The sequence below is a fragment of the Halomonas sp. CSM-2 genome, from assembly GCF_002119345.1.
Lineage (GTDB): Bacteria > Pseudomonadota > Gammaproteobacteria > Pseudomonadales > Halomonadaceae > Vreelandella > Vreelandella janggokensis.
The window spans coordinates 88,676-109,040 of record NZ_NBYR01000007.1 but is presented as its reverse complement, the minus strand read 5'-3'; the positions used below and the strand labels follow the sequence as shown (position 1 = coordinate 109,040).

The window sequence follows — 20,365 nt, the reverse complement described above, 5'->3', positions numbered from 1 at the left end:
ATGGACTCGCCCAGCAAAGACAGCGTTTCGGCCCGACACCCCCTGGCGGTGTTGCGTTTTCTTGGTCTGGTACTATTGGGCAGTATCGTCGGGGGCGTGGCGGCGCTGGTCGCCGTCGGTTTTGTCAATGCGGTGTTATGGCTCAACGACCTGTTGTTGATCTCCCCGCGGGGCCAGATGATGGCGGCTAACACCACGCTTGTGATCCTGGCCACCCTGCTGATACCGACCCTGGGCGGGCTGCTCGTTGGTCAACTACATCGCGGTCTTCCCGGGGGCCGTCCCCACACACCTACTGACGCCATCGCTGCTGTCCAGACCCGCCGGGGTCGCCTGCCTGCCAAGGCGGGTGCGCTATCGGGGTTAAGCAGCCTGGTGTCGTTGGGCGCCGGTGCTTCGGTGGGTCAGTACGGGCCGCTGGTCCATCTCGGCGCGACGCTCGGCTCGCTGATCACACGCTTGCTGCACCTGGGGCGCTCAGAAGACAATATCACGATCGCTTGCGGGGTGGCTGCTGCCATTGCGGCCGCCTTCAATGCGCCCCTGGCAGGCATTGTCTTCGCCCACGAAGTCGTACTTCGCCACTATGCCCTGCGCGCCTTCGCTCCCGTGGCCGCCGCCGCCATCGTCGGCTATGTGCTGGCCACCCAGTTGCTGGATCAAGGGGCGCTGTTCCATATCACCGAGCCTGGCGTACCCCAACCCTGGGAATTCGCTCTTTTCCTGGGCCTGGGTGGCCTGGGCGCTCTGGTGGCGGGCGCCTATATGCATGCCATTCTTGCCATGGGGCAGCTAGCTAAGCGGCTACCGTTACCTGCCAGCCTGCATCCCGCACTGGCCGGGGCTTTGCTCGGCTTAACCGCGCTGTGGGTACCCGATATCCTGGGCATGGGCCAGGAAACCCTGCGCTTCGCCACCTTGCCGGGGGCCTACGGCGGCGGCGAGCTGCTGATGGTCCTGCTGCTCAAGCTGGCCGCGACGGCTTTGTGTCTGGGGCTGGGCTTCGCCGGTGGCGTCTTCAGCCCAGCGCTGGTGATCGGTACTCTTTTTGGCGCCCTGGTCGGAACCCTGGTCGCCGAGCTGGGCGGCGGCCAGGAGACGTTCATCTTCTATGCCGTGTGCTGCATGGTCGCGGTCACCGCTCCGGTACTCGGCGCGCCTCTTACCACTCTGCTGATCGTCTTCGAACTTACCGGCAGCTATGCCTTGACCACCGCCGCCCTGGCCAGCGTCACGCTCGCCAATCCACTGGCCGCCCAGTTGTTCGGCCGCTCGCTCTTCGATATTCAACTGGCCCGCCGTGGCCTGGACCTCTCCGCGGGGCGCAGTCGCGCCGTGCTCCAGGAAACCCGATTGACCGAGTTGATCAGCCACGATGCCGTCACCCTGGCCCCTGCGACCCCACTGGACGCGGCTATCTCGTGCCTGAGCACAGCAGGTCATGGCGAAGCCTACCGGGTGGACGACCGAGGGCGGTACCAAGGCTGCGTGACGTTGGCGAGCCTGGAGACCCTCCGCGCAGGCAGCGAGGCGACAACCCTGGCCGACTGTCCCGAGACGCCTCGCCCCGTGCTGGATCCTCACGCATCACTTTGGGACGCAATGCATCAATTGGAGAAGGTCACCGGTGAGGCCATCGCCGTTGTCGATAACGAACGGCGCTTCCTTGGGGTGGCCTATGAGTCGAGTATTGCTCGAGCCTTCTTGCATCACAGCGACGCCCTGCGACGGGAGGAACACGGTGCTGGCTAGACGATGGATCCCAGGACTCCTGACCGGGCTGCTTGCCCTGACATCTCCCATCCGGGCGGACGTACCTGACGCCGCTAACCCGCTGACCGTTCTGAGCTGGGGCGGTGCCTACGAGCAAGCCCAGCGCCGCGCCCTCTTCACCCCTTTCACGGAGGCTCACGACGTACCGGTGGCCGTGGATAGCTATAACGGCGGCCTGACGAAACTGCGCCAAGCCGTTGCGGACAACGATGTCCCCTGGGACGTCATCGATATGACCCGCAGCGAGGCCATGGCAGCCTGCGAGGAAGGGCTGCTGGAGCCGCTACCCACCGAACTGGCGGCCCCCGCGCCGGACGGTACCCCGGCACCCCAGGATTTCTTCTCTGGTGCCCTGGGGCACTGTTTTATTAGCCATTCAATTTTTGCCACTGTCGTGGCCTATCGCCGTGATGCGTTCCCCGGAGAGCGCCCCACTCGCATCGCCGATCTCTTCGATCAACAGCGCTTCCCTGGCCCTCGGGCCTTGCAACGCACGCCGGCGGCTAATCTGGAGTGGGCGCTGCTCTCCTACCGGGTCCCCCGGGAAGAACTTTACCGCCTGCTCAGTACCCGCCGTGGCCTGGATCTGGCCTTCGCCCGGCTGCAAGGCATCGACAATATCCACTGGTGGGAAGCCGGCGACACCCCGGTGCGCCTGCTCGAAGAGGGCAAGGTGGTCATGGCGTCAGGCTACAATGGCCGCTTCTTCGCGGCCATGGTGGAGCGCGATCTGCCTATCGAGATTCTCTGGGACGGCCAGCTCCAGGAGCACGAGACATGGGTGATCCCCCGCGGCGCCCCGAACCCCGAGACGGCCCGAGCGTTTATCCGTTTCGCCACCACCAGCGAGCGCCAAGTGGCGCTGGCCCGGCATATTCCCTATGGCCCAGCGCGACACTCTGCCGCGATGCAGGTCACTACCCACCGCGACACTGGACTGGACATGCGCCTGCATATTCCCACCCACCCCATCAACGCCCAAAGGGCAGTGACCAAGGACGAGGCTTGGTATGCGCGTACCCAGAAGCGCGTCGAAGCCCTGTTTCATGAGGCCCTGATGACACAGGAATGAAGGTGATATGCGATTGCAAAATGGGTGGTTATAACGCCCGCCCCCTTGGCGGCACCGAAAAGGGAGCGGTTGGGCTTTTCCCTACCGGTAGCACACAGATTGGACCAGGAACAAAACGCAGCATAACCTGACCAATATCATTGGACCGTTTGTTCCTGCCGCTCAGGACCCTGTCACGGACATTCGCTGAGTGAAGAAAATTCACCCATTGAGGTCACGTCATCATGCGAACACCCTCCGACAAGTTCAGCAACACGCCACCGACCATACCACCGCTCGACCCTGACCGTGTCGCGCTGTTTGAAGAAGCCGGCCTGACGGTCAAACAGCTGGAGCCGCTTGGCGTCGAAATTTACGGTGCTGACGTACGTCACCGACTCCCAGCGTCTGTCATCGAGGCGCTGGAAGTGGAAATGGCGAACCGTGGCTTCATCGTGTTTAAGCACCAGGCAGATCTCTCGGCCGATGAGTTGGTCAACGCGAGCAAATGGTGGGGCGCGGGTGAAATCCACTCCACTCATGGCGTCCACCCGGCGACGCCTGGCATGAACCGGGATATCTTCCGCTGCTCCAATGACAACCGCTACGGCATCCTGGGCGTAGGCCCACAGTGGCATAACGATGGTAGTTTCGAAGCCGCGACGTTTTCCCACTCCGCCTACTACATGGCGCGCGCCCCAGAGCAGGGCGGCGGCACGCACTTTGCCCACCAAGGGGCCGCCTTTGATGTTCTGCCCGAGGACAAGCAGGCCTTCTGGGAACGGCTGGTGTCTGTCAACTCGGCATCAGGTGTGAGTCACCCCGTCGTCCACAAACATCCTATTTCTGGGCGCAAGAGCGTATGGCTGCATCTGGGAATGACCGGCGCGGTGCTGGAGCGGCTACCGGAAGACGGTGTCGCCATTGATGAGCTGCAGCAGACACCCGCCTCCACCGAGCAACTTCGCTTGCTCAACGAAGACGAGATGAAGCAGCTTTTCAACGACTATAACGATCTGCTGAATGCGTCATTCGAAAAGGGTTACGGCATACGCTACCACTACGACACAGGCGACCTTCTGTATATTGATAACTGGGCGCTGGCCCATCGGGCAGCGCCTGAAGCGCATATGTCGGCAGAAGAGCAGGGGCTGAGAATCATGGACCGCGTGACGATCAAGGCCAGGCAGAATCTGGCGCCGCACTTCGAATTGCCGCAGTACATCAACTTATCCGGCCCGCACCCCTTCAATCGCGACGGCGTATGGAAAGCTGGTGGCGTCGGCTTTCGCTGGAAAGATGATATTCCCATGCAAAACTAGGGCTGCTGATATTCCACCCGGGCGGCATGACCGCGCCTTTCCGCCGTGCCTGCATCATTTTTAACCATAAACCGTGTAAGGTTGGCGTTAGAACAACCACTTAGTGGCAACGATGACTTGCTCAACACGGATGACGCCATGCCGACACCTTTACAGGCGCGCCTGCAGTCCCTGGAAGCAGTGCTGCAAGAGGCCAATATCAGCTATCAATCGCTATCCCCGATGGCGGATACGGGGCTTGCCCATGATCACGTGTGGCTACACCGTGAGGGGGCGGACTGGGTGGCACGGCTTCCCAAGCAAAGCCAGATGAACCTTGGCCCTGCCGACAATCTGGCTTACGAAGCCGCCTGCTACCAGCGAGCCAGCCAGGGTGGCCATGTACCCGGTTTACATGGCCTTCTGGAAGTAAGCGATCGCTTGCCGCGCGGCGGCCTGCTGGTGGATGCTATCGCAGGTCAGCTGGCCCAACTGCCGCAGGATTTACCCCGCATCGCTGAAACCCTTGCCAGCCTGCACAGACTGCCACTGCCGGACCCGCCTGCCCCACTGCTAGCGCCAGCAGACCCGTGGCGAGCCATGCGCGAGGAAGTGGCTCGCCAGTCTGAATGGCTCGAACAGGCCGACTTGAGCGCTGAAGTCGTTGCGCGCATTCGAGATGAACTGGCGGCTCTGCCGGTGGCGCTTCCCGATGCCGAACGCTGCCTGATCAGCTTTGATACCCATCCGGGCAACTTTCTGATCGATGCTCAGGGGCGCGCGGTACTGGTGGATGTAGAGAAGTGCCGCTATGGTCTGCCGGGCATCGATCTGGCCCATACCAGCCTCTACACCTCCACTACCTGGGACCTGAATAGCCAGGCGGTGCTGTCATTGGATGAGGTCGTCGGGTTTTACCGTCGCTGGCAGGCCGCCATGGGCACATCACCCAGCGCCGAAACCTTAGTTGCCTGCCGGCGAGCGACCTGGCTGTGGTCGCTGACCTGGTGCGCCAAGTGGCGAGCCCAGCACCTGCGCGCCAAGGACGCCCAGCAGCGCGGCGAAGACTGGTCGGCGGAGCTTACCGACAGCGCGGTCATTGATCACGTACGCGATCGAGTCGAACACTACCTGTCACCGCCGATCATCGATCACGTTCAGGACGAACTGCAGCGCCTGCGCGCAACACTTTAATTGACAGCGATTGAGTAATGCCCGCTCATTTTGACAGAGGTACCCCATGCTAAAACGCCGATACTCCCTGATCGCCCCCTTGCTGGCGCTGACACTTCCCGCGGTGGCGGCGCCACCCCCCAGCGACTGGCCAGCCGTGCTGGATGAAGCTGAAGGCCAAACGGTTTACTGGAACGCCTGGGGCGGTGATTCACGCACCAACCGCTATATCGACTGGGTGGCCGAGCAAATGCAGGCGCAGTTCAATGTTGAAGTGGCTCACGTAAAACTGGATGACACCAGCAGTGCGGTGTCGCGGGTGCTGGCTGAAAAGCAGGCGGGCAACGATGACGAGGGCAGCATCGACCTGATCTGGATTAATGGCGAAAACTTTGCCGCAATGCGCGAGAACGATCTGCTGTTCGGTCCCTTTGCCGAGGCACTGCCGAATTTTGCGCTCACCAACGCCAACGACAACCCCGAAGTGGTGACCGATTTCACCCTGCCCACCGAGGGGTATGAGTCGCCCTGGGGCAAGGCGCAGATCACCTTCTATTACGACAGCGCCCTAACCGATACCCCGCCTCAGAACATGTCGGCACTGCTTGAGTGGGCTAAAGCCAACCCTGGCCAGTTCAGCTATCCACGCATCCCTGACTTCACCGGCAGCACCTTTTTGAAACAGGCACTGATCGAGCTCACAGACCAGGATGATGCCCTCTACCAGCCCGTGGAAGACGCCGATTTCGAGCGTGTGACGGCTCCGTTGTGGGCCTACCTGGATGAGCTGCACCCGCACCTGTGGCGCAGCGGACGTACTTTCCCGGACTCTGGCCCCAACCTGCGCACCCTGATGAGCGATGGCGAGTTGAGTCTGGCATTTTCCTTCTACCCCACCGATGCGGCCGTCGCGGTCATGGAGTACGAACTGCCGGAGAGTGTGCGCAGTTACGTGCTGGAAGGCGGCACTCTGGGCAACGTCCACTTTGTTGCCATTCCCTACAACTCGCCGCACAAGGCCGGCGCCATGGTACTCGCCAACTTCCTGCTATCGCCGGAAGCCCAGGCGCAGAAGCAGTCGCTTTCGATGTGGGGCGACCGTAGCGTGCTGGATATCGACCGCTTGGAGGCCGATGCCCAGGCGCTGTTTGAACAGGGCGAGCGGCATCCTTCAGAACTGCCGGCCGATGCGCTGTCCAAGACGCTGCCCGAGCCGCACCCAAGCTGGATGACCGCGCTGCAGGACGCTTGGCTTGAGCGTTATGGCGTGAACTAGGCGATGCTGCGCCTGGCCCCGACGCTGCTTATTGCCCTACTGGTCCTGCCCGTTGGGGCAGGCCTGTTGATGGTATTGCTGCCCGCCTTTGGCTATCTGCCTGCATTGGGCGGCAACACCGTGAGCATGGCCCCCTGGCAAAGCCTGTTCGCCCAACCCGGGCTTGGTCGTTCGATAGCGGTGAGCTTTGCCAGCGGATTGCTGAGCACCCTCATGGCACTGGTGGTGGTGGGGCTTTTTCTGGCTGCCAGCCGCGGCACCTGGCTTGATCGCGGCATCCGGCGGCTGGTTTCACCCTTGCTGGCGATCCCTCATGCGGCCGTGGCGTTTGGCCTTGCCTTCCTTATCGCGCCCTCCGGGTTATTGGCACGTTTTCTCTCTCCCGGGCTGACGGGCTGGGAGCGGCCTCCCGACTGGCTCATCGTCAACGACGCCATAGGGCTTACATTGATGGCCGGGCTGGTGCTCAAGGAAGTCCCCTTTCTACTGCTGATGTGTCTTGCCGCACTGCCTCAGCTTCAACCCGATCAGCGTGTCATGCTGTCGCGCTCACTGGGTTACGCCCCGAGTATTGCCTGGCTGAAAAGTGTCTTCCCGGCGCTCTACCCGCTGATTCGGTTGCCCGTTTACGCGGTGATTGCCTACGCCACGTCGGTGGTTGATATGGCCATGATTCTTGGCCCGACCTTACCGCCTACACTGAGCGTCTCGATTCTGAGCTGGTTCAATGACCCCGATCTGAACCGTCGTTTCATGGCGTCTGCCGGCGCCGTGCTTCAGCTTGGCGTCACCCTGGCCGCGCTGTTGACCTGGTGGCTCGGCGAGCAGTGTGTCAAGCGGGTTAGTCAAGGCTGGCTGGTCAATGGCGCAAGAAGTACGGGGTCGGTAGTGATCGCCATGGGTGGCCGACTATTGCTGGCGACCACGACACTCTTGGCCATCAGCGCGATCGGGGGGCTGGTGATCTTTTCAGTGGCCGGTTTCTGGCGTTTTCCTGATGCCTTGCCCGGCACCTTTACGCTCGATCATTGGCAACGTCTTCTCCCCAGCCTGGCAACGCCACTGTTGAATACCTTAAGCGTGGGGCTGGCGGCGACACTGATTGCCGCTGCGCTGGTGGTGGCTGTCCTTGAGAATGAGGTGCGCCAGCGTCGTCCGGCCAGCCGCTCCCAGTGGCTGCTGTATCTACCGCTGATCATTCCCCAGGTCGCCTTTCTGTTTGGCTTGGTGGTCGCGGCGGAAAGCATTAACGTTCGCCCGCAACGAACGCTAGTGGTGGCCGCCCATTTACTTTTTGTAGCGCCTTATCTCTACCTGTCACTCTCCGAAGCCTATCGACGCCTGGACCCTCGCTGGCTGCAGGTTGCCCATTCGCTGGGGGCCTCGCCTTGGCGGGCTTTTTGGCAGGTACGCCTGCCGCTGCTGCTGGCGCCACTGCTCACCGCCTGCGCGGTCAGTTTGGCCGTGAGTATCGGCCAATACTTACCCACACTGCTACTCGGCGGCGGGCGTGTCCCCACCATTACCACCGAAGCGGTGGCCATGGCATCCGGGGGCAACCGACGGCTGATCGCCGTCCTCGCGCTGCTCCAGGCACTACTCCCCTTTATCGGCTTTAGTCTGGCGCTGCTGATACCGCGCCTGGCCTGGGCCAAACGTCGCCAGATGCGAGGAGTTGCATGACACTGAACCCGACGCTGCACATTCAGCAGGTACAGATCACCCTGAATGGCGAAAGGCTGCTGGCCATCGATCGGACCATTGCCCCCGGCGAGGTGCTCACCGTCATGGGCCCCTCCGGCTCGGGTAAATCAACCCTGCTGGCCTACCTGGCAGGATTCATATCGCCTGCCTTCAAAGCCCAGGGGCAAATCTTTCTGGCCGACACAAGGCTGGACACCCTGCCTGCCGAAAAACGCGGACTCGGGCTGTTATTTCAGGATCCACTGCTGTTTCCTCACCTCAGCGTGGGCGGCAATCTGCACTTTGGCATTCCCCAACACACCGCCAACAAACAGCCGAAGGTGGCCCAGGCGCTTCACCAGGTGGGGCTCGCAGGCTATGAGGAGCGCGACCCGGCAACGCTTTCCGGCGGTCAGCAAGCCCGCGTGGCCTTGATGCGCCTGCTGCTCTCACAGCCACACGCGGTGCTGCTCGACGAACCATTTTCCAAGCTGGATATGGCCCTGCGCCAGGAAATGCGCTCGTTGGTATTCCGCCAGTTGCGCGACGCAGGCCTCCCCGCGCTGCTGGTCACCCACGACCACGCCGATGCCGACGCCGCGGGAGGGCCGATCATTGAACTCGGCTGACCCAACCGCTCGCCTCAGCATCGTCATCCCGGTGCTCAACGAGGGAGCCTCTTTGGCGGACCATTTAACGGCACTGTCATCGCTTGGCGACCAAGGTGTTGAAGTCATCGTCGTCGATGGCGGCAGTAGCGACGCAAGCGTTCACATCGCCCGGCCGCTGGCGAATAGAGTGATAGCCAGTCAACCGGGGCGGGCGCGGCAAATGAATCTCGGCGCACAGCATGCCAGCGCCCCGGCGTTACTGTTCCTGCATGCAGATACTCAACTGCCCGGGAACGCCGTTGAGCAGATAACCCAGGCGCTTGGCCGCCATGCCTGGGGACACTTCGCCATCAACCTCTCAGGCCGCAGCCGCTGGCTGCCCGTGGTAAGCACGATGATGAATCTGCGTTCTCGGCTCACTGGCATCGCCACCGGCGACCAAGGCATTTTTGTGCGCGCGAGCACCTTCACGGCAGTCGGCGGTTTTCCCGATCAACCGCTGATGGAAGACATTGAGCTGTCTAAACGGCTCAAACAGCTGTCGCATCCTGCCTGTCTACGCAGCAAAGTGATAAGCTCAGGCAGGCGCTGGGACCAACACGGTGCCTGGTCGACCATCCGCCTGATGTGGCGGCTGCGCTATCGCTACTGGCGCGGCGTTAGCGCCACCCAACTGGCCAGGGAGTATCGCGATGCCCGGTGAAACGCTCCACCTGCACCTGCTGGCCAAGGCGCCGCTGCCAGGGCGGGCTAAAACACGCCTGGCGCCGTTGCTCGGCCCAGAGGGTGCCGCGGATGCCCATGCGCAACTGGTCCGCCACTGTGTGGCCAATGCCTGCAAAGCACTATCTGCTGACCACATCACGCTGTGGACGGCACTCGACCATACTCACCCACTGTTTGGCGAGCTTTACGAACACTTTGGCGTGACGCTCGCCCCCCAGCCGGAGGGCAATTTAGGGACACGCATCCGTCACGCACTGAACAGCGCGTCAGGCCCCGCCATGGTGATGGGCAGTGACTGCCCGAGCATCACCAGCGATCTGATCACGGCCTGTGCGCAGCAGCTCCACACGCATGACGTGGTCATGCTGCCCGCCGAGGACGGCGGCTATGGGCTGATCGGCACCCACCGCGACTATCCGGGGCTGTTTGAGTTGATTCCCTGGGGCAATGACAGGGTGCTTAGCGCGACCCGGCAACGGATTGAAGCACTCGGCCTTCACGCCAGTTACCCCGCCACCGTATGGGACGTTGACCGACCGGAAGACTGGCAGCGCTGGCAAGCTACCCGCGCGCCAGTGTAAGGAAACACGCTGCACGCCCACTGACCTCTACCCTGAAACGCTTTCCTGGAGATGACCGTGACCCGACAACGTATACTGATGGCAGCCTTACTGATCGTGGCCATCGGGGCTTTCTTTCTGACCGGTGCCCACCAGTGGTTCACCCTCGATACCCTCAAAGCCTACCAGAGCGACTTTCAGGCGGCGTTCAGTCAATCCCCCTGGCAGGTAGCGGGCATCTTTTTCGCCGTGTATGTGGTGATGACCGCGCTGTCGCTGCCCGGGGCAACCCTGCTGACACTACTGGGTGGCACGCTGTTCGGGCTCGGCTGGGGGCTATTGATCATCTCCTTTGCCAGCACATTGGGCGCTACGCTGGCGTTTTTGCTGTCGCGCTTTTTATTCCGCCAGGCGATTGAAAAGCGCTTTCCGCGTCAGTTCGAATCGGTGAACCGCGGGGTCGAGCGGGACGGTGCCCTGTACCTTTTCACCCTGCGTCTGGTGCCAGTGTTCCCGTTTTTCATGATCAACCTGGTGATGGGCCTGACGCGCATCAAGACCGTGACGTTTTATTGGGTGAGCCAGGTCGCCATGCTTCCCGGCACTGCCATTTACGTCAATGCCGGCGGCCAGTTGGGGGAGCTTGAGAGCCTCGGCGGCATTATTTCACCAACGCTGCTGGCGTCCTTTGCGCTCCTGGCGATTTTTCCCTGGATCGCGCGGCGCATTGTCCTGCTGGTACAGAAGCGAAAAGCCTACAAAGAGTTCAATCGGCCAGCGCATTTTGACTACGACATTGTCGTGATTGGCGGCGGCTCGGCCGGCCTGGTGACCAGCTATATCGCCAGCGCCGTCAACGCCAGGGTGGCATTGGTTGAAAAACACAAGATGGGTGGCGACTGCCTGAATACTGGCTGCGTACCGTCCAATGCACTGATTCGGGCCGCCCGCGCCGCCCACGAGATTCGCACCGCACCACGCTTTGGCGTGACGTCAAGCGAACCGCAGATTGATTTCGCCAAGGTCATGGGGCATGTACATCAAGCGATTCGCGATATCGAACCCCACGACAGCGTCGAGCGCTACACCGATCTGGGCGTTGAGGTGTATCAGGACCACGCCACTCTGACGTCGCCCTGGGAAGTTCAAATCGGTGCTCAAACCGTTACTGCCCGCCATATCGTGCTGGCCACCGGCGCCCGCCCCAAGGTGCCGCCGCTACCGGGCATTGAGCACGCGCCCGTACTCACCTCTGAAAACCTATGGTCACTGACAGAACTGCCTAAACGCCTGGTGGTACTCGGTGGCGGCGCTATCGGCTGTGAACTTAGCCAGAGCTTCGCCCGCCTGGGCAGCCAGGTCACGCTGGTAGAAGGCATGCACCAGTTGCTGGGTCGGGAGGACCAGGAGGTCGGCGAAGCCGTCGAAAACACCCTGACGGACGAAGGGGTGACGGTGATGACCGACACCAAGGCACTGGAAGTTCTCAACGACACGTCAGGCTACCAGCTTGCCGTGGAGCATCAGGGAGAGCGCTCGATACTGGCCTTTGACTATCTGCTGGTGAGTGTCGGCCGCCAAGCCAACATTGAAGGGCTGGGCCTTGAGGCACTGGGCGTCTCCACAACCCCTACCGGTACACTGGAGCTTAACGAGCGACTGCAAACCCGACTGCCGAATATCTGGGCCTGCGGGGATCTCGCCGGGCCCTACCAGTTGACTCACGCGGCCGCTCACCAGGCCTGGCACGCAGCGGTGAACGCGCTGTTTGGCGAGTTGAAAAGCTTTGCCGTGGATTACCGCTTTATGCCCGCCGTCACCTACGTCCAGCCCGAAGTGGCGCGAGTCGGCCTCAACGAGAAGGAAGCCAGGGAGAAAAACATCGCCTTCGAGGTAACCCGCTACGCCATGGCAGACAGTGACCGGGCGATTGCCGAAGGCGCCACCCAGGGGTTTATCAAGGTGCTCACCGTGCCGGGCAGAGACAGGATTCTTGGCGCGACCATCGTGGCCGAAAATGCCGGCGAATGGCTGGGTGAGTTCACCCTCGCCATGAAACACGGCCTGGGTCTAAACAAGCTGTTGGGCACCATCCATCCTTACCCGACCCTGGGCGAAGCCGCCAAGGCGACGGCGGGCGTGTGGAAGAACGCCCACAAACCCGAACGGGTGCTCAATTTTTTAAAGCGCTACTTCAACTGGCGACGCGGTGAGTCATAGCGAATGGTCGCTCAAGACACCACCTATTTAGTCGGGCTATCTGTCGTTGAATAGGCTTTCGCAAACGTATCCATCACTTCTAGAACGACCTTACGTTGCTCGGAGGGCAAGCGGCGATATAACGCTAATAAGCGCCGCTCTTCGTTGCTGGAAGAAGTCTCCCAAACACCAGACGGCTCCTTGATGGACGCTTGTCCCCCAGCTCCATAGCGTAATTGGTGAGGATCAATGGCCAGCCAATGCGCCAATACCTGAAGTTTTTCCTGGCTGGGAATGGAATCGCCGCGCAGCCAGCGTCTGACCGCCTGATACGTAATCGGCTTTCCCCAATAGCGCAGGTTGAATTCACGCTCCAGAACAGAGGAGCGTACATCGTACCCGGCAGCTTGCATGGCGTTTTTCAATCGCTCGGCGAACATCTGTTTTTCATTCATGCCGCCAATGTGAAGCGATTATTCAATAATAGTTGAATAACGGTTAACCTTTTGATTGAATCGTTACTTCAATTCCAGCCCATCGTTTCACCCATACCAAGGCACGACCTGGCGGTTAGGGGGCACCGTGCTTTAGGAGTCATTCCGTATGAGTGGCGTACCTTCTACACCAGCCAATAAACCAGGCAGTACATTCGATGATCTGTGTCTCGCATTAGACCTCATCAGCTCATCGAAAACGCCTCAGGAGCTTTTTGAAAGGCTGACAAAAACGCTCCATGAGTTGGCGGACCACCAACCCATCGCGCTTTACCGACGATTAGATTCAGGAGAGCTTCGCCTGACCTATTGTTACCCCGCAGCCAGTACCATGACGTCTCACGGGCAACTGCTTACCTTTCGCTCACAGGATGAATTACGGACGTCCCACTATCACCATTATGAATTAAAAGGCGAGCATGACGTCTGGGGTTACATAGGACTCCCGACTGCCCCACCGGAAGACGCCTTGCAGTGGGTAACCGTCCTTATCGATATCGCCGCTCAGCGGCTGCACCTGCTGAAGGCAAAACACATGGCCGAGCGTCAGCTTAGGCTCAAAGCTCGCCGCCGTCTACTGTCTCGTGACATAAAACGGCTAACGAGCCTTGCCGATTTTTTACAGCGTCATGGTCACGGCTGGTGTGACATCTTTCAAGCAAACGGTATCGCCTTGACCCACAAGGGCGAGCTTTATTATTTCGGGGAATGCCCAGATCGCCAGCAGATTTTTCAGCAACTGGGGTACCTGGATACGACAACCGATCAGGACAGCACGATCGAATTAGACGGTGATTGCCAGGGAGGGCTTGCCGCCCCTTTAAACCTGGCCAGTAACCACCTGGGTTGGTTGTTGATTTTCCGACAACACGCCATGGTGACGCCCGGTGACGTCACCTCTATCGCCCAGCTCACTTTCTGGTTGCCGATTGAAGCGTCCATGGTGCTGGAGCTCGCCGATGACCTGGCCGTTGCGATTACGGCCCTGGACGTCGTACACGTTAACCGCCAGTTGCGCAAAACCAATCAGCGACTGGAAAGCCTTGCTCACACCGACCTCCTCACTCGATGCTGGAATCGCTACTATACCGAGTTCGTTATTGACGAATTGTGCGCTTCCAACGCGACCTGTGCGGTGTTGATGTTTGATATTGATGACTTCAAACGTATCAACGATACCTATGGCCACCCCACGGGAGACGACATACTTCGAGAAATCGCACGTTTAGCGACTCAAACGTTGCGCAGCAACGACCACCTGGGCCGATGGGGCGGAGAAGAGTTTATCGTGATCATTGCTGACGTGACACTGAACGAAGGGGTTTGCATCGCCAAACGACTCCGCCGTCATATCGAACAACACTCGTTTGCGATTCCGGATTCCGTGACCATCAGTGCAGGGCTTACGACCATTCGAACAGATGAGAGCCCCCGTCAATTGTTAGAGCGAGTGGATAAGGGCATGTATCTTGCTAAAACAGCGGGTAAAAATCAGGTTATGATCTGTTAAGACAACATATCGTTTCAATACACTCGCGTTTTGAGGGCCATTGGCATGCAGCATCTTTTACTGATCGGTGCGGGGCATGCCCACGCCTTTGTGCTGGAAGCCTTTGCCAAACAGCCAGAAGCCGAGCTCGCCATCACCGTGGTCAGCGACAGTCCGCTGGCGGCCTATTCCGGTAGCGTACCGGCCTGGCTGGCTGGCGAATGTACACTGCGCGAGACACAGATTGACGTGGCAGCACTTTGCCAGCGGGCCGGGGCACGTTTTATCGACTCTCCTGCGGTGACGTTGGACACGTCGGCACGTCAGGTCACCCTGGCCAACGGCGATGTACTGCACTTTGACGTGGCCTCGCTCAATGTGGGGTCGACGCTGACACTCCCCGAGCAGCATGGCCAACACCTACCCCAGCTGCTGGCCATGCGCCCGCTCAGCTCACTCCATTACCGCTGGCAGGCATTGCGCGATGATGTCGAACAGCTGCCCCCCGGCGCAAGCCAGCGGGTGGTAGGCGTAGGCGGCGGCGCGGCGGGCTGCGAAACCTTGATGAGCGTGATGGAACAACTCCGCCATCAGCGCCCGGACGTTAGCTGGCAGGGTCATCTGCTCAGCGCGTCGCCAAAGCTGCTCCCCGAGGCCGGGCGCTTGCCACGCTGGCTGATGCAACGGGCGTTAGCCAAGACAGGCATTCGGATTCACTCCCGCGTACGCGGCGAAGCGCTGGTGGACGGCGGCGTAGTGACTCACGAAGGCAAACACATCGAGGCGGATATCGTGCTCTGGGCCACCGGGGCTGTCGGCCACCGCTGGCTTTCTGATACCCGACTGCCGCTGGATACGCAGGGGTTTATTCAGGTGGAAAAGACCCTGGCAGTGGTCGGCCACCCGACCATCTTGGCGGCCGGCGACTGCACCGCCTTTGATCCGCCGTTACCCAACGCGGGCGTTTATGCAGTACGTATGGGATCACGCCTGGCAGGTAACCTGCGTGCGGCATGCCGCGGAGAAACCTTGTCAGCCTGGCAGCCACCCAAACGTGTGCTGGCGCTGATCGGCACCGGTGGTGGCCGGGCCATTGCCAGCCGGGGCGCCATGGGCGTTTCCGGGAGGTGGGTATGGCACTGGAAGAAGCGGATTGATGCGCGCTTTATCGCCCGCTTCAACCCGCCTTTTGAGGACTGATTAAATCAGTTCGATTCGCGCCAGCCGCCCAGCACGCGACTGTCCGGACCGAAAAATACCAGCCGGTCATGGTCGATCAGGTAACGATAAGCGGTCTCCAGCATATCGGTCACCTTCTCTGCATCGCCCATTTGCGGACAGGCCATACGGGTAGTGGCCAGCTCGCTGAACTCGATACGCTGGTTGCCACCCAGTGTGGCTTCACCGGTAAAACGATTGCAGCCATCGTGGCCACGCACGCTACCGTCACGGCTAATTTCAAAGAACGGGGTGTCAGGCATCGACAACCGCTCGTTGGTGCCAACCAGTAGCAGGTTCCAGCGCTGCTCGATGACCGGTCCGGAAAGTGAGTCTCCGCCTGGTTCCGGGTCTGGCGCGGAACTTGGCCCCGGCGCGCTGCTACAGGCACTCAGCAATAGCGCTGCCGAAGCAAGCCATGGCAGTAACCGCCAGTTATTGATGGTCATGATGATCTGTCCTTATCGCTCAATTACCAGCTGCCGGTATTTTCCATGGAGGCCCAAGGCTCTTGCGGTGCCAGCGCATCGCCTTTTTGCAACAGCTCAACCGAGATACCGTCCGGCGACTTGACGAACGCCATGTGGCCATCGCGGGGCGGGCGATTGATGGTCACCCCATTGTCCTGGAGCTTCTGACAAAGCGCATAGATATCGTCCACACGGTAGGCCAGGTGACCAAAGTTGCGGCCGCCGGTATATTCTTCGGGGTCCCAGTTGTAAGTCAGTTCAATTTCCGGCGCGGTGAGGCGTGAAGAGCGTGCTTCATCCTCCGGCGCGGCAAGAAACACCAGCGTAAAACGGCCCTTATCGTTTTCTTTACGACGGACTTCCTTGAGTCCCAGCAGCTCACAGTAGAAGTGCAGCGATGCGTCAAGATCACTGACGCGTACCATTGTGTGCAGGTATTGCATGCCATCTCTCCTTGTTGCGTCGTGTGACGAAATTAATGCAAACGCACCCAGCTTAGCATTCCAACCGCATTTTTGCGGCTGCCAATGTGAGCTAGGCATAATCCACGAATCAGCGCCATGAATTATACAATATCTATACAGATATTGCTTTTAACAGTACGCTTGTAACACCAACATGATAACGGAGAAACACCCTTGGATTCAGTCACACAGGCAGCGCTGGGTGCAACCGTTGGGGGCGCCGTTTTAGGGCGTCGGCTAGGCTGCAAAGCGGTTATCCTCGGCGCTCTGCTAGGCACCCTGCCCGACCTCGATGTGATGATCGACTACGGCGATGCAGTCGCCAACGTCACCGAGCACCGCGGCTTCAGTCATTCGCTTTTTGTACTCACGGGACTTGCCGGTTTACTGGCACTCGTCAGTGCTCGCGTTGCGCCCGCTAGCGATATACCGCTTGCTCGATGGAGCGCTTTCTTCGGTCTGGTCCTGATCACTCACCCGCTTCTGGATGCCTTGACCACCTATGGTACGCAGCTTTTGTGGCCACTTGAGTCCCCACCGGTGGCCTGGCCGATTGTCTTCATTATTGACCCCTTTTACTCGCTCACTCTGCTCGCCTGCCTTGTCATCGCCCTGCTTACCCGCCGGGTACGGCACTGGTGCGCCTGGGGACTGGGAATATCCTGCGTTTACCTGTTACTGGCTTTCAGCGCAAAGCTGACCGTTGAGCATCGGCTTGCCCCCGTACTCGCTGAGCAGGGGCTTGAGGATGCGCCGATCCTGGTACAGCCGACACCGTTCAATATTCTGTTGTGGCGTGCCACTGTGGTTGACGGTGATCGCTACCATGAAAGTCTGGTGAGCGTTTTTGATCGCGCCGCGCCCCCGACACTTGAACCGCTGCGCCGGGGCGCGACGCTGGAAAGCGTTGCGCTTGATAGCCGGGCGGGTCAGCGCCTGGCGTGGTTTGCCGGACCGTTTTTACGCTACGAGATGCGCTCCATAGATGGTCAGCTCACCCTGCTGGCCACCGATCTTCGGTTGGGTTTTCCCGGGTATCATCCGTTCAACTTCAGCCTCGCCACCCGCCAGAACAATGCCTGGCAGCCGGTCGCCATCAGCGTGGAAATTGCCAGCGAGCGAGACCTAGACGCCACAACGCTGTCACGCCTGGCAGCTCGCGCAGTGGGCAATCGCGATGCGCTCTGCGCCACTACCTTTGTCATGCCCAAATGGCAGCCCGAGCCTCTTGCACTGCCTTGCGCGTCATCCAACAACCCTTAGGCTGACGGTGCGATCCCCTGACCACACCCACTGTACTGCTCACCATCCATGGTGAGCGTTACCCGCGCCGGGAAAGGATGACCGCTCATGCCGTCGAAGCAGGCACCGGCTTCAATACGCACCCGGAAAAAGTCGTCGGCATTGGCGTTCTCAAGCACTACACGCCCAGCGTCGTTATCCATCACGCTGACCATGTAGGGCAGCGTTTCAACGTTCTCGCCGTAGTCGGTCGATAGTGTAAGTTTGGGCGCGTCATGGGCAAGTTCGACCGTCCAGCCGGGCTCGTTGCCCTGACCACGGAACATGACACCGGGGTGGTCCCTACGGGTCGAAGCCTCCCGTCGGGCGGCCAGGTCACACTTGAGTTGACCGCGCGGCGTTTCTACCAGCGCCTGTTCACCGCGGTTCCAGAAGCTGATCTCGCCATCCTGGTACCGGGCGCCACTGGCGACAACCGCTTGCGGCAAGCGCCAAGCCCCGTGCAAGGACCAGAGCCGTAGCACGTCACCATCGACCGCCGTGATTAAATGCTGATTCGCCGGGCGACAGTGCCAGGCGTCGAACTGTTCGGCCTGACCGGAAAACAGGGCTGACGGGAACAAGGGGGCTTTGGCATCCCCGCCAGCATTGTCTTTCGTCCTTTCGGCGCTCGTAGGCGACTCCATGGCAGCACAACCGCTGATCGCTACAAAAGCACAACCTAATACAAAAAACCGTGACGGTGTCATCATGACGGTACACTCCTGACGTAACGGATAGATAAATTAGCCGCGTTTAAAGGCATGTAAATCCTGAGGATCAAACTGCTCGACCTGGAGTGGCAAGGCAAGTGCCTCGCGCCGCTCGTTAACTCGCTGGCGTTCGTCGTCATCACTGGGCGCACGACCATTGAACTCGGCCAGTTGCGCCAACCCTTGATGATAAAACGCCAGAATATCCAGCGCCGTGCGGTTATCTTCCTGCATCGCCTGACGTAGTGCCGGCAGATGGCTGTTGATCCGCGACAGGTGCTGCTTGAGCTGCCATACATAGCCTACTTCCTGCATCCACGGCCGGTCGCGCAGCGCTGCAAACATGGCACTGGTGGCCAGCAGCCCCAGTATGCCGCCTAATACGTTCAGCCCTAAACTCTGACCAAAGGTGGCGGTCAGCAGCATGGCAAACAGCAGGCCAAAAATCAGCAGTTGCCCGACCATGATGAAAGTGATCATACGCGCCTTGCGGCGATAGGTATGGGAATCGTAGGGCTCTAGGGTAAACACCATGGCCAACCTCACAAACGGGAAAAGAGTGACATCCACCCATGATACGGGGCTGGCCAGGGCAAACAAGTCATTGTGTTAGGGACCTATGCCAACCGCTCCGCGGCGGTTTTCAGCAGGTGCTCGGTGGTTTCCCAGCCCACACAGGCATCGGTAACCGATACGCCGTAACGCATGGCACCAGGCTTTAACGGCTGCTTGCCTTCAAACAGATGGCTTTCCAGCATGAGCGCGACCAGATTGGCCTCACCCGCTTGGCGCTGGGCGAGCACATCAAGCATGACTTCGCTTTGGCGACGGTGGTCCTTACGCGCATTGGCGTGGCTGCAGTCAACCATCAAACGCGGGTTCTGCCCGGCTTCACGCAGTGTGTTAACCGCCTTACGTACATGGTGGGCCTGGTAATTGGGTTCGCCATGGCCGCCTCGCAGCACCACATGGGTATGCGGGTTGCCTGCCGTTTGCTGCATGACCGGACGGCCCTCGTCATCAAGGGCAAACCGCTGATGCGAATGCGCTGCCGCCTGCATGGCGTCGATCGCTACCTGGACATCGCCACTCGTGGCGTTCTTGAAGCCGACTGCCGCTGCCAGGTCACTGGCAAGCTCACGGTGCAGCTGCGATTCCGTGGTACGCGCGCCGATGGCAACCCAACTGAGGACATCCTGTAGATAAGGTGCCAGCATGGGCTGGAGCAGTTCCGTCGCGACGGGTAAGCCCCGCCTTGCCACGCCCTGCATCAGCTCACGGGAAAGCGCTAGCCCCTGTGCCATATCGCCTCGGCCATCCAGATGCGGGTCGTACGCCAGCCCTTTCCAGCCGACGGTAGTACGCGGTTTTTCGACATACACCCGCATCACCGGCAGGAGGTAGTCGCTTACCTCGTCACTCAAGGCGGCCAGGCGGTCAGCGTACTCGAGCGCGGCAGCGGGGTCATGCACCGAGCAGGGGCCGACAACCACCAGCAGACGGTCGTCCTGACCGGTAAGAATACGCTGCACAGCGCGGCGCTGGTCGGCAATTTGTTCGTCAAGGGCGCCATCGAGTGGCAGGTCGCGACGTAATTCGAGAGGCGTCGGCAGCATCGCGGCGGACTCGCTTATGGCAGTAGAGGTAGCAGCAGTATTGAGCATCGAGCTTGCAGTGGCGTTCATTGGGTTAACTCTCCGTAGGGGTCTGACATCGACCATGACATCGTGTATCCAGCGCGCCACCTGCCAGGGCACAGTCGGAGGTGGCAGCTGTCACCGACCGCGCGTCGCTAAATCGCCAGCCATAGCGGTAGCCGGGATAGCGGTTCACCATGGTGTGGACAAAATCGCGATAGGTCATGGGTCAGCTCCTTAATGAAA

At 60.3% G+C, this 20,365-nt stretch carries 20 protein-coding genes; 13 read left to right on the top strand and 7 right to left on the bottom strand.

Going from position 1 to position 20,365, the window contains the following annotated elements; translation table 11 throughout:
- The 10 genes from B7L15_RS07520 to B7L15_RS07475 all read left to right on the top strand — a co-directional run bounded on the left by B7L15_RS07520 (window position 1) and on the right by B7L15_RS07475 (window position 12,374).
- On the top strand, window positions 1-1,752 hold the full coding sequence (locus B7L15_RS07520) for a chloride channel protein (protein WP_085918375.1): 1,752 nt from the start codon (window positions 1-3) through the stop codon (window positions 1,750-1,752).
- Window positions 1,742-2,845 carry an extracellular solute-binding protein gene (locus B7L15_RS07515; protein ID WP_233337335.1) on the top strand — a complete coding sequence of 368 codons (1,104 nt, stop codon included), beginning with the start codon at window positions 1,742-1,744 and terminating at the stop codon, window positions 2,843-2,845. Before B7L15_RS07520 ends, B7L15_RS07515 begins: the two co-directional genes overlap by 11 nt.
- A 224-nt stretch (window positions 2,846-3,069) precedes the next feature.
- Window positions 3,070-4,146 carry a TauD/TfdA dioxygenase family protein gene (locus tag B7L15_RS07510; RefSeq protein ID WP_085918373.1) on the top strand — a complete coding sequence of 359 codons (1,077 nt, stop codon included), beginning with the start codon at window positions 3,070-3,072 and terminating at the stop codon, window positions 4,144-4,146.
- A 138-nt stretch (window positions 4,147-4,284) separates the two neighbouring features.
- Window positions 4,285-5,319 (top strand): phosphotransferase family protein, encoded by a 1,035-nt coding sequence (locus B7L15_RS07505; RefSeq protein ID WP_085918372.1) that lies wholly within the window; start codon window positions 4,285-4,287, stop codon window positions 5,317-5,319.
- A 46-nt stretch (window positions 5,320-5,365) separates the two neighbouring features.
- Window positions 5,366-6,574 (top strand): ABC transporter substrate-binding protein, encoded by a 1,209-nt coding sequence (locus tag B7L15_RS07500; protein ID WP_085918371.1) that lies wholly within the window; start codon window positions 5,366-5,368, stop codon window positions 6,572-6,574.
- 3 nt (window positions 6,575-6,577) lie between these two features.
- The gene (locus tag B7L15_RS07495; protein ID WP_085918370.1) at window positions 6,578-8,257 is read left to right on the top strand and encodes an ABC transporter permease; all 1,680 of its coding nucleotides are present in this window, start codon (window positions 6,578-6,580) and stop codon (window positions 8,255-8,257) included.
- Entirely contained in the window at window positions 8,254-8,886 is a 633-nt protein-coding gene (locus tag B7L15_RS07490; RefSeq protein ID WP_085918369.1) for an ATP-binding cassette domain-containing protein, read from the top strand. Before B7L15_RS07495 ends, B7L15_RS07490 begins: the two co-directional genes overlap by 4 nt.
- Window positions 8,873-9,571 (top strand): TIGR04283 family arsenosugar biosynthesis glycosyltransferase, encoded by a 699-nt coding sequence (locus B7L15_RS07485; RefSeq protein ID WP_254902879.1) that lies wholly within the window; start codon window positions 8,873-8,875, stop codon window positions 9,569-9,571. Before B7L15_RS07490 ends, B7L15_RS07485 begins: the two co-directional genes overlap by 14 nt.
- A complete protein-coding gene (locus tag B7L15_RS07480) occupies window positions 9,561-10,175 on the top strand; it encodes a TIGR04282 family arsenosugar biosynthesis glycosyltransferase (RefSeq protein ID WP_085918367.1) in 615 nt (204 codons plus the stop codon). Before B7L15_RS07485 ends, B7L15_RS07480 begins: the two co-directional genes overlap by 11 nt.
- 57 nt (window positions 10,176-10,232) lie before the next feature.
- Window positions 10,233-12,374 carry an FAD-dependent oxidoreductase gene (locus B7L15_RS07475; RefSeq protein ID WP_085918461.1) on the top strand — a complete coding sequence of 714 codons (2,142 nt, stop codon included), beginning with the start codon at window positions 10,233-10,235 and terminating at the stop codon, window positions 12,372-12,374.
- Between the two features lie 23 nt (window positions 12,375-12,397).
- On the opposite strand, the gene B7L15_RS07470 is transcribed toward B7L15_RS07475, so the two are convergent.
- Window positions 12,398-12,808, bottom strand: a complete 411-nt coding sequence (locus tag B7L15_RS07470) for a transcriptional regulator (protein WP_085918366.1) — start codon at window positions 12,806-12,808, stop codon at window positions 12,398-12,400.
- 370 nt (window positions 12,809-13,178) lie between these two features.
- Between B7L15_RS07470 and B7L15_RS07465 the strand changes: the two genes are divergently transcribed.
- Window positions 13,179-14,357 carry a GGDEF domain-containing protein gene (locus B7L15_RS07465; protein WP_254902878.1) on the top strand — a complete coding sequence of 393 codons (1,179 nt, stop codon included), beginning with the start codon at window positions 13,179-13,181 and terminating at the stop codon, window positions 14,355-14,357.
- A 45-nt stretch (window positions 14,358-14,402) separates the two neighbouring features.
- Entirely contained in the window at window positions 14,403-15,536 is a 1,134-nt protein-coding gene (locus B7L15_RS07460) for an FAD-dependent oxidoreductase (RefSeq protein ID WP_085918364.1), read from the top strand.
- A 5-nt stretch (window positions 15,537-15,541) separates the two neighbouring features.
- On the opposite strand, the gene B7L15_RS07455 is transcribed toward B7L15_RS07460, so the two are convergent.
- Window positions 15,542-16,003, bottom strand: a complete 462-nt coding sequence (locus B7L15_RS07455; protein WP_085918363.1) for an META domain-containing protein — start codon at window positions 16,001-16,003, stop codon at window positions 15,542-15,544.
- Between the two features lie 23 nt (window positions 16,004-16,026).
- Window positions 16,027-16,467 carry a lactoylglutathione lyase gene (gene gloA / locus B7L15_RS07450; protein WP_085918362.1) on the bottom strand — a complete coding sequence of 147 codons (441 nt, stop codon included), beginning with the start codon at window positions 16,465-16,467 and terminating at the stop codon, window positions 16,027-16,029.
- Between the two features lie 195 nt (window positions 16,468-16,662).
- On the opposite strand from gloA, the gene B7L15_RS07445 reads away from it, so the two are divergent.
- The gene (locus B7L15_RS07445) at window positions 16,663-17,751 is read left to right on the top strand and encodes a metal-dependent hydrolase (RefSeq protein ID WP_085918361.1); all 1,089 of its coding nucleotides are present in this window, start codon (window positions 16,663-16,665) and stop codon (window positions 17,749-17,751) included.
- Here B7L15_RS07445 and B7L15_RS07440 read toward each other — a convergent pair.
- From B7L15_RS07440 to B7L15_RS19540, 4 genes are all read right to left on the bottom strand, one after another.
- A complete protein-coding gene (locus tag B7L15_RS07440; protein WP_085918360.1) occupies window positions 17,748-18,482 on the bottom strand; it encodes an MliC family protein in 735 nt (244 codons plus the stop codon). The genes B7L15_RS07445 and B7L15_RS07440 overlap by 4 nt on opposite strands.
- A 33-nt stretch (window positions 18,483-18,515) precedes the next feature.
- Window positions 18,516-19,016, bottom strand: coding sequence for a DUF3087 family protein (locus tag B7L15_RS07435; protein ID WP_085918359.1), 501 nt, complete (start codon window positions 19,014-19,016; stop codon window positions 18,516-18,518).
- An 83-nt stretch (window positions 19,017-19,099) separates the two neighbouring features.
- A complete protein-coding gene (locus B7L15_RS07430) occupies window positions 19,100-20,167 on the bottom strand; it encodes a 3-deoxy-7-phosphoheptulonate synthase (RefSeq protein WP_085918358.1) in 1,068 nt (355 codons plus the stop codon).
- Between the two features lie 4 nt (window positions 20,168-20,171).
- On the bottom strand, window positions 20,172-20,345 hold the full coding sequence (locus B7L15_RS19540) for a hypothetical protein (protein WP_176243656.1): 174 nt from the start codon (window positions 20,343-20,345) through the stop codon (window positions 20,172-20,174).
- Window positions 20,346-20,365 lie beyond the last annotated feature (20 nt).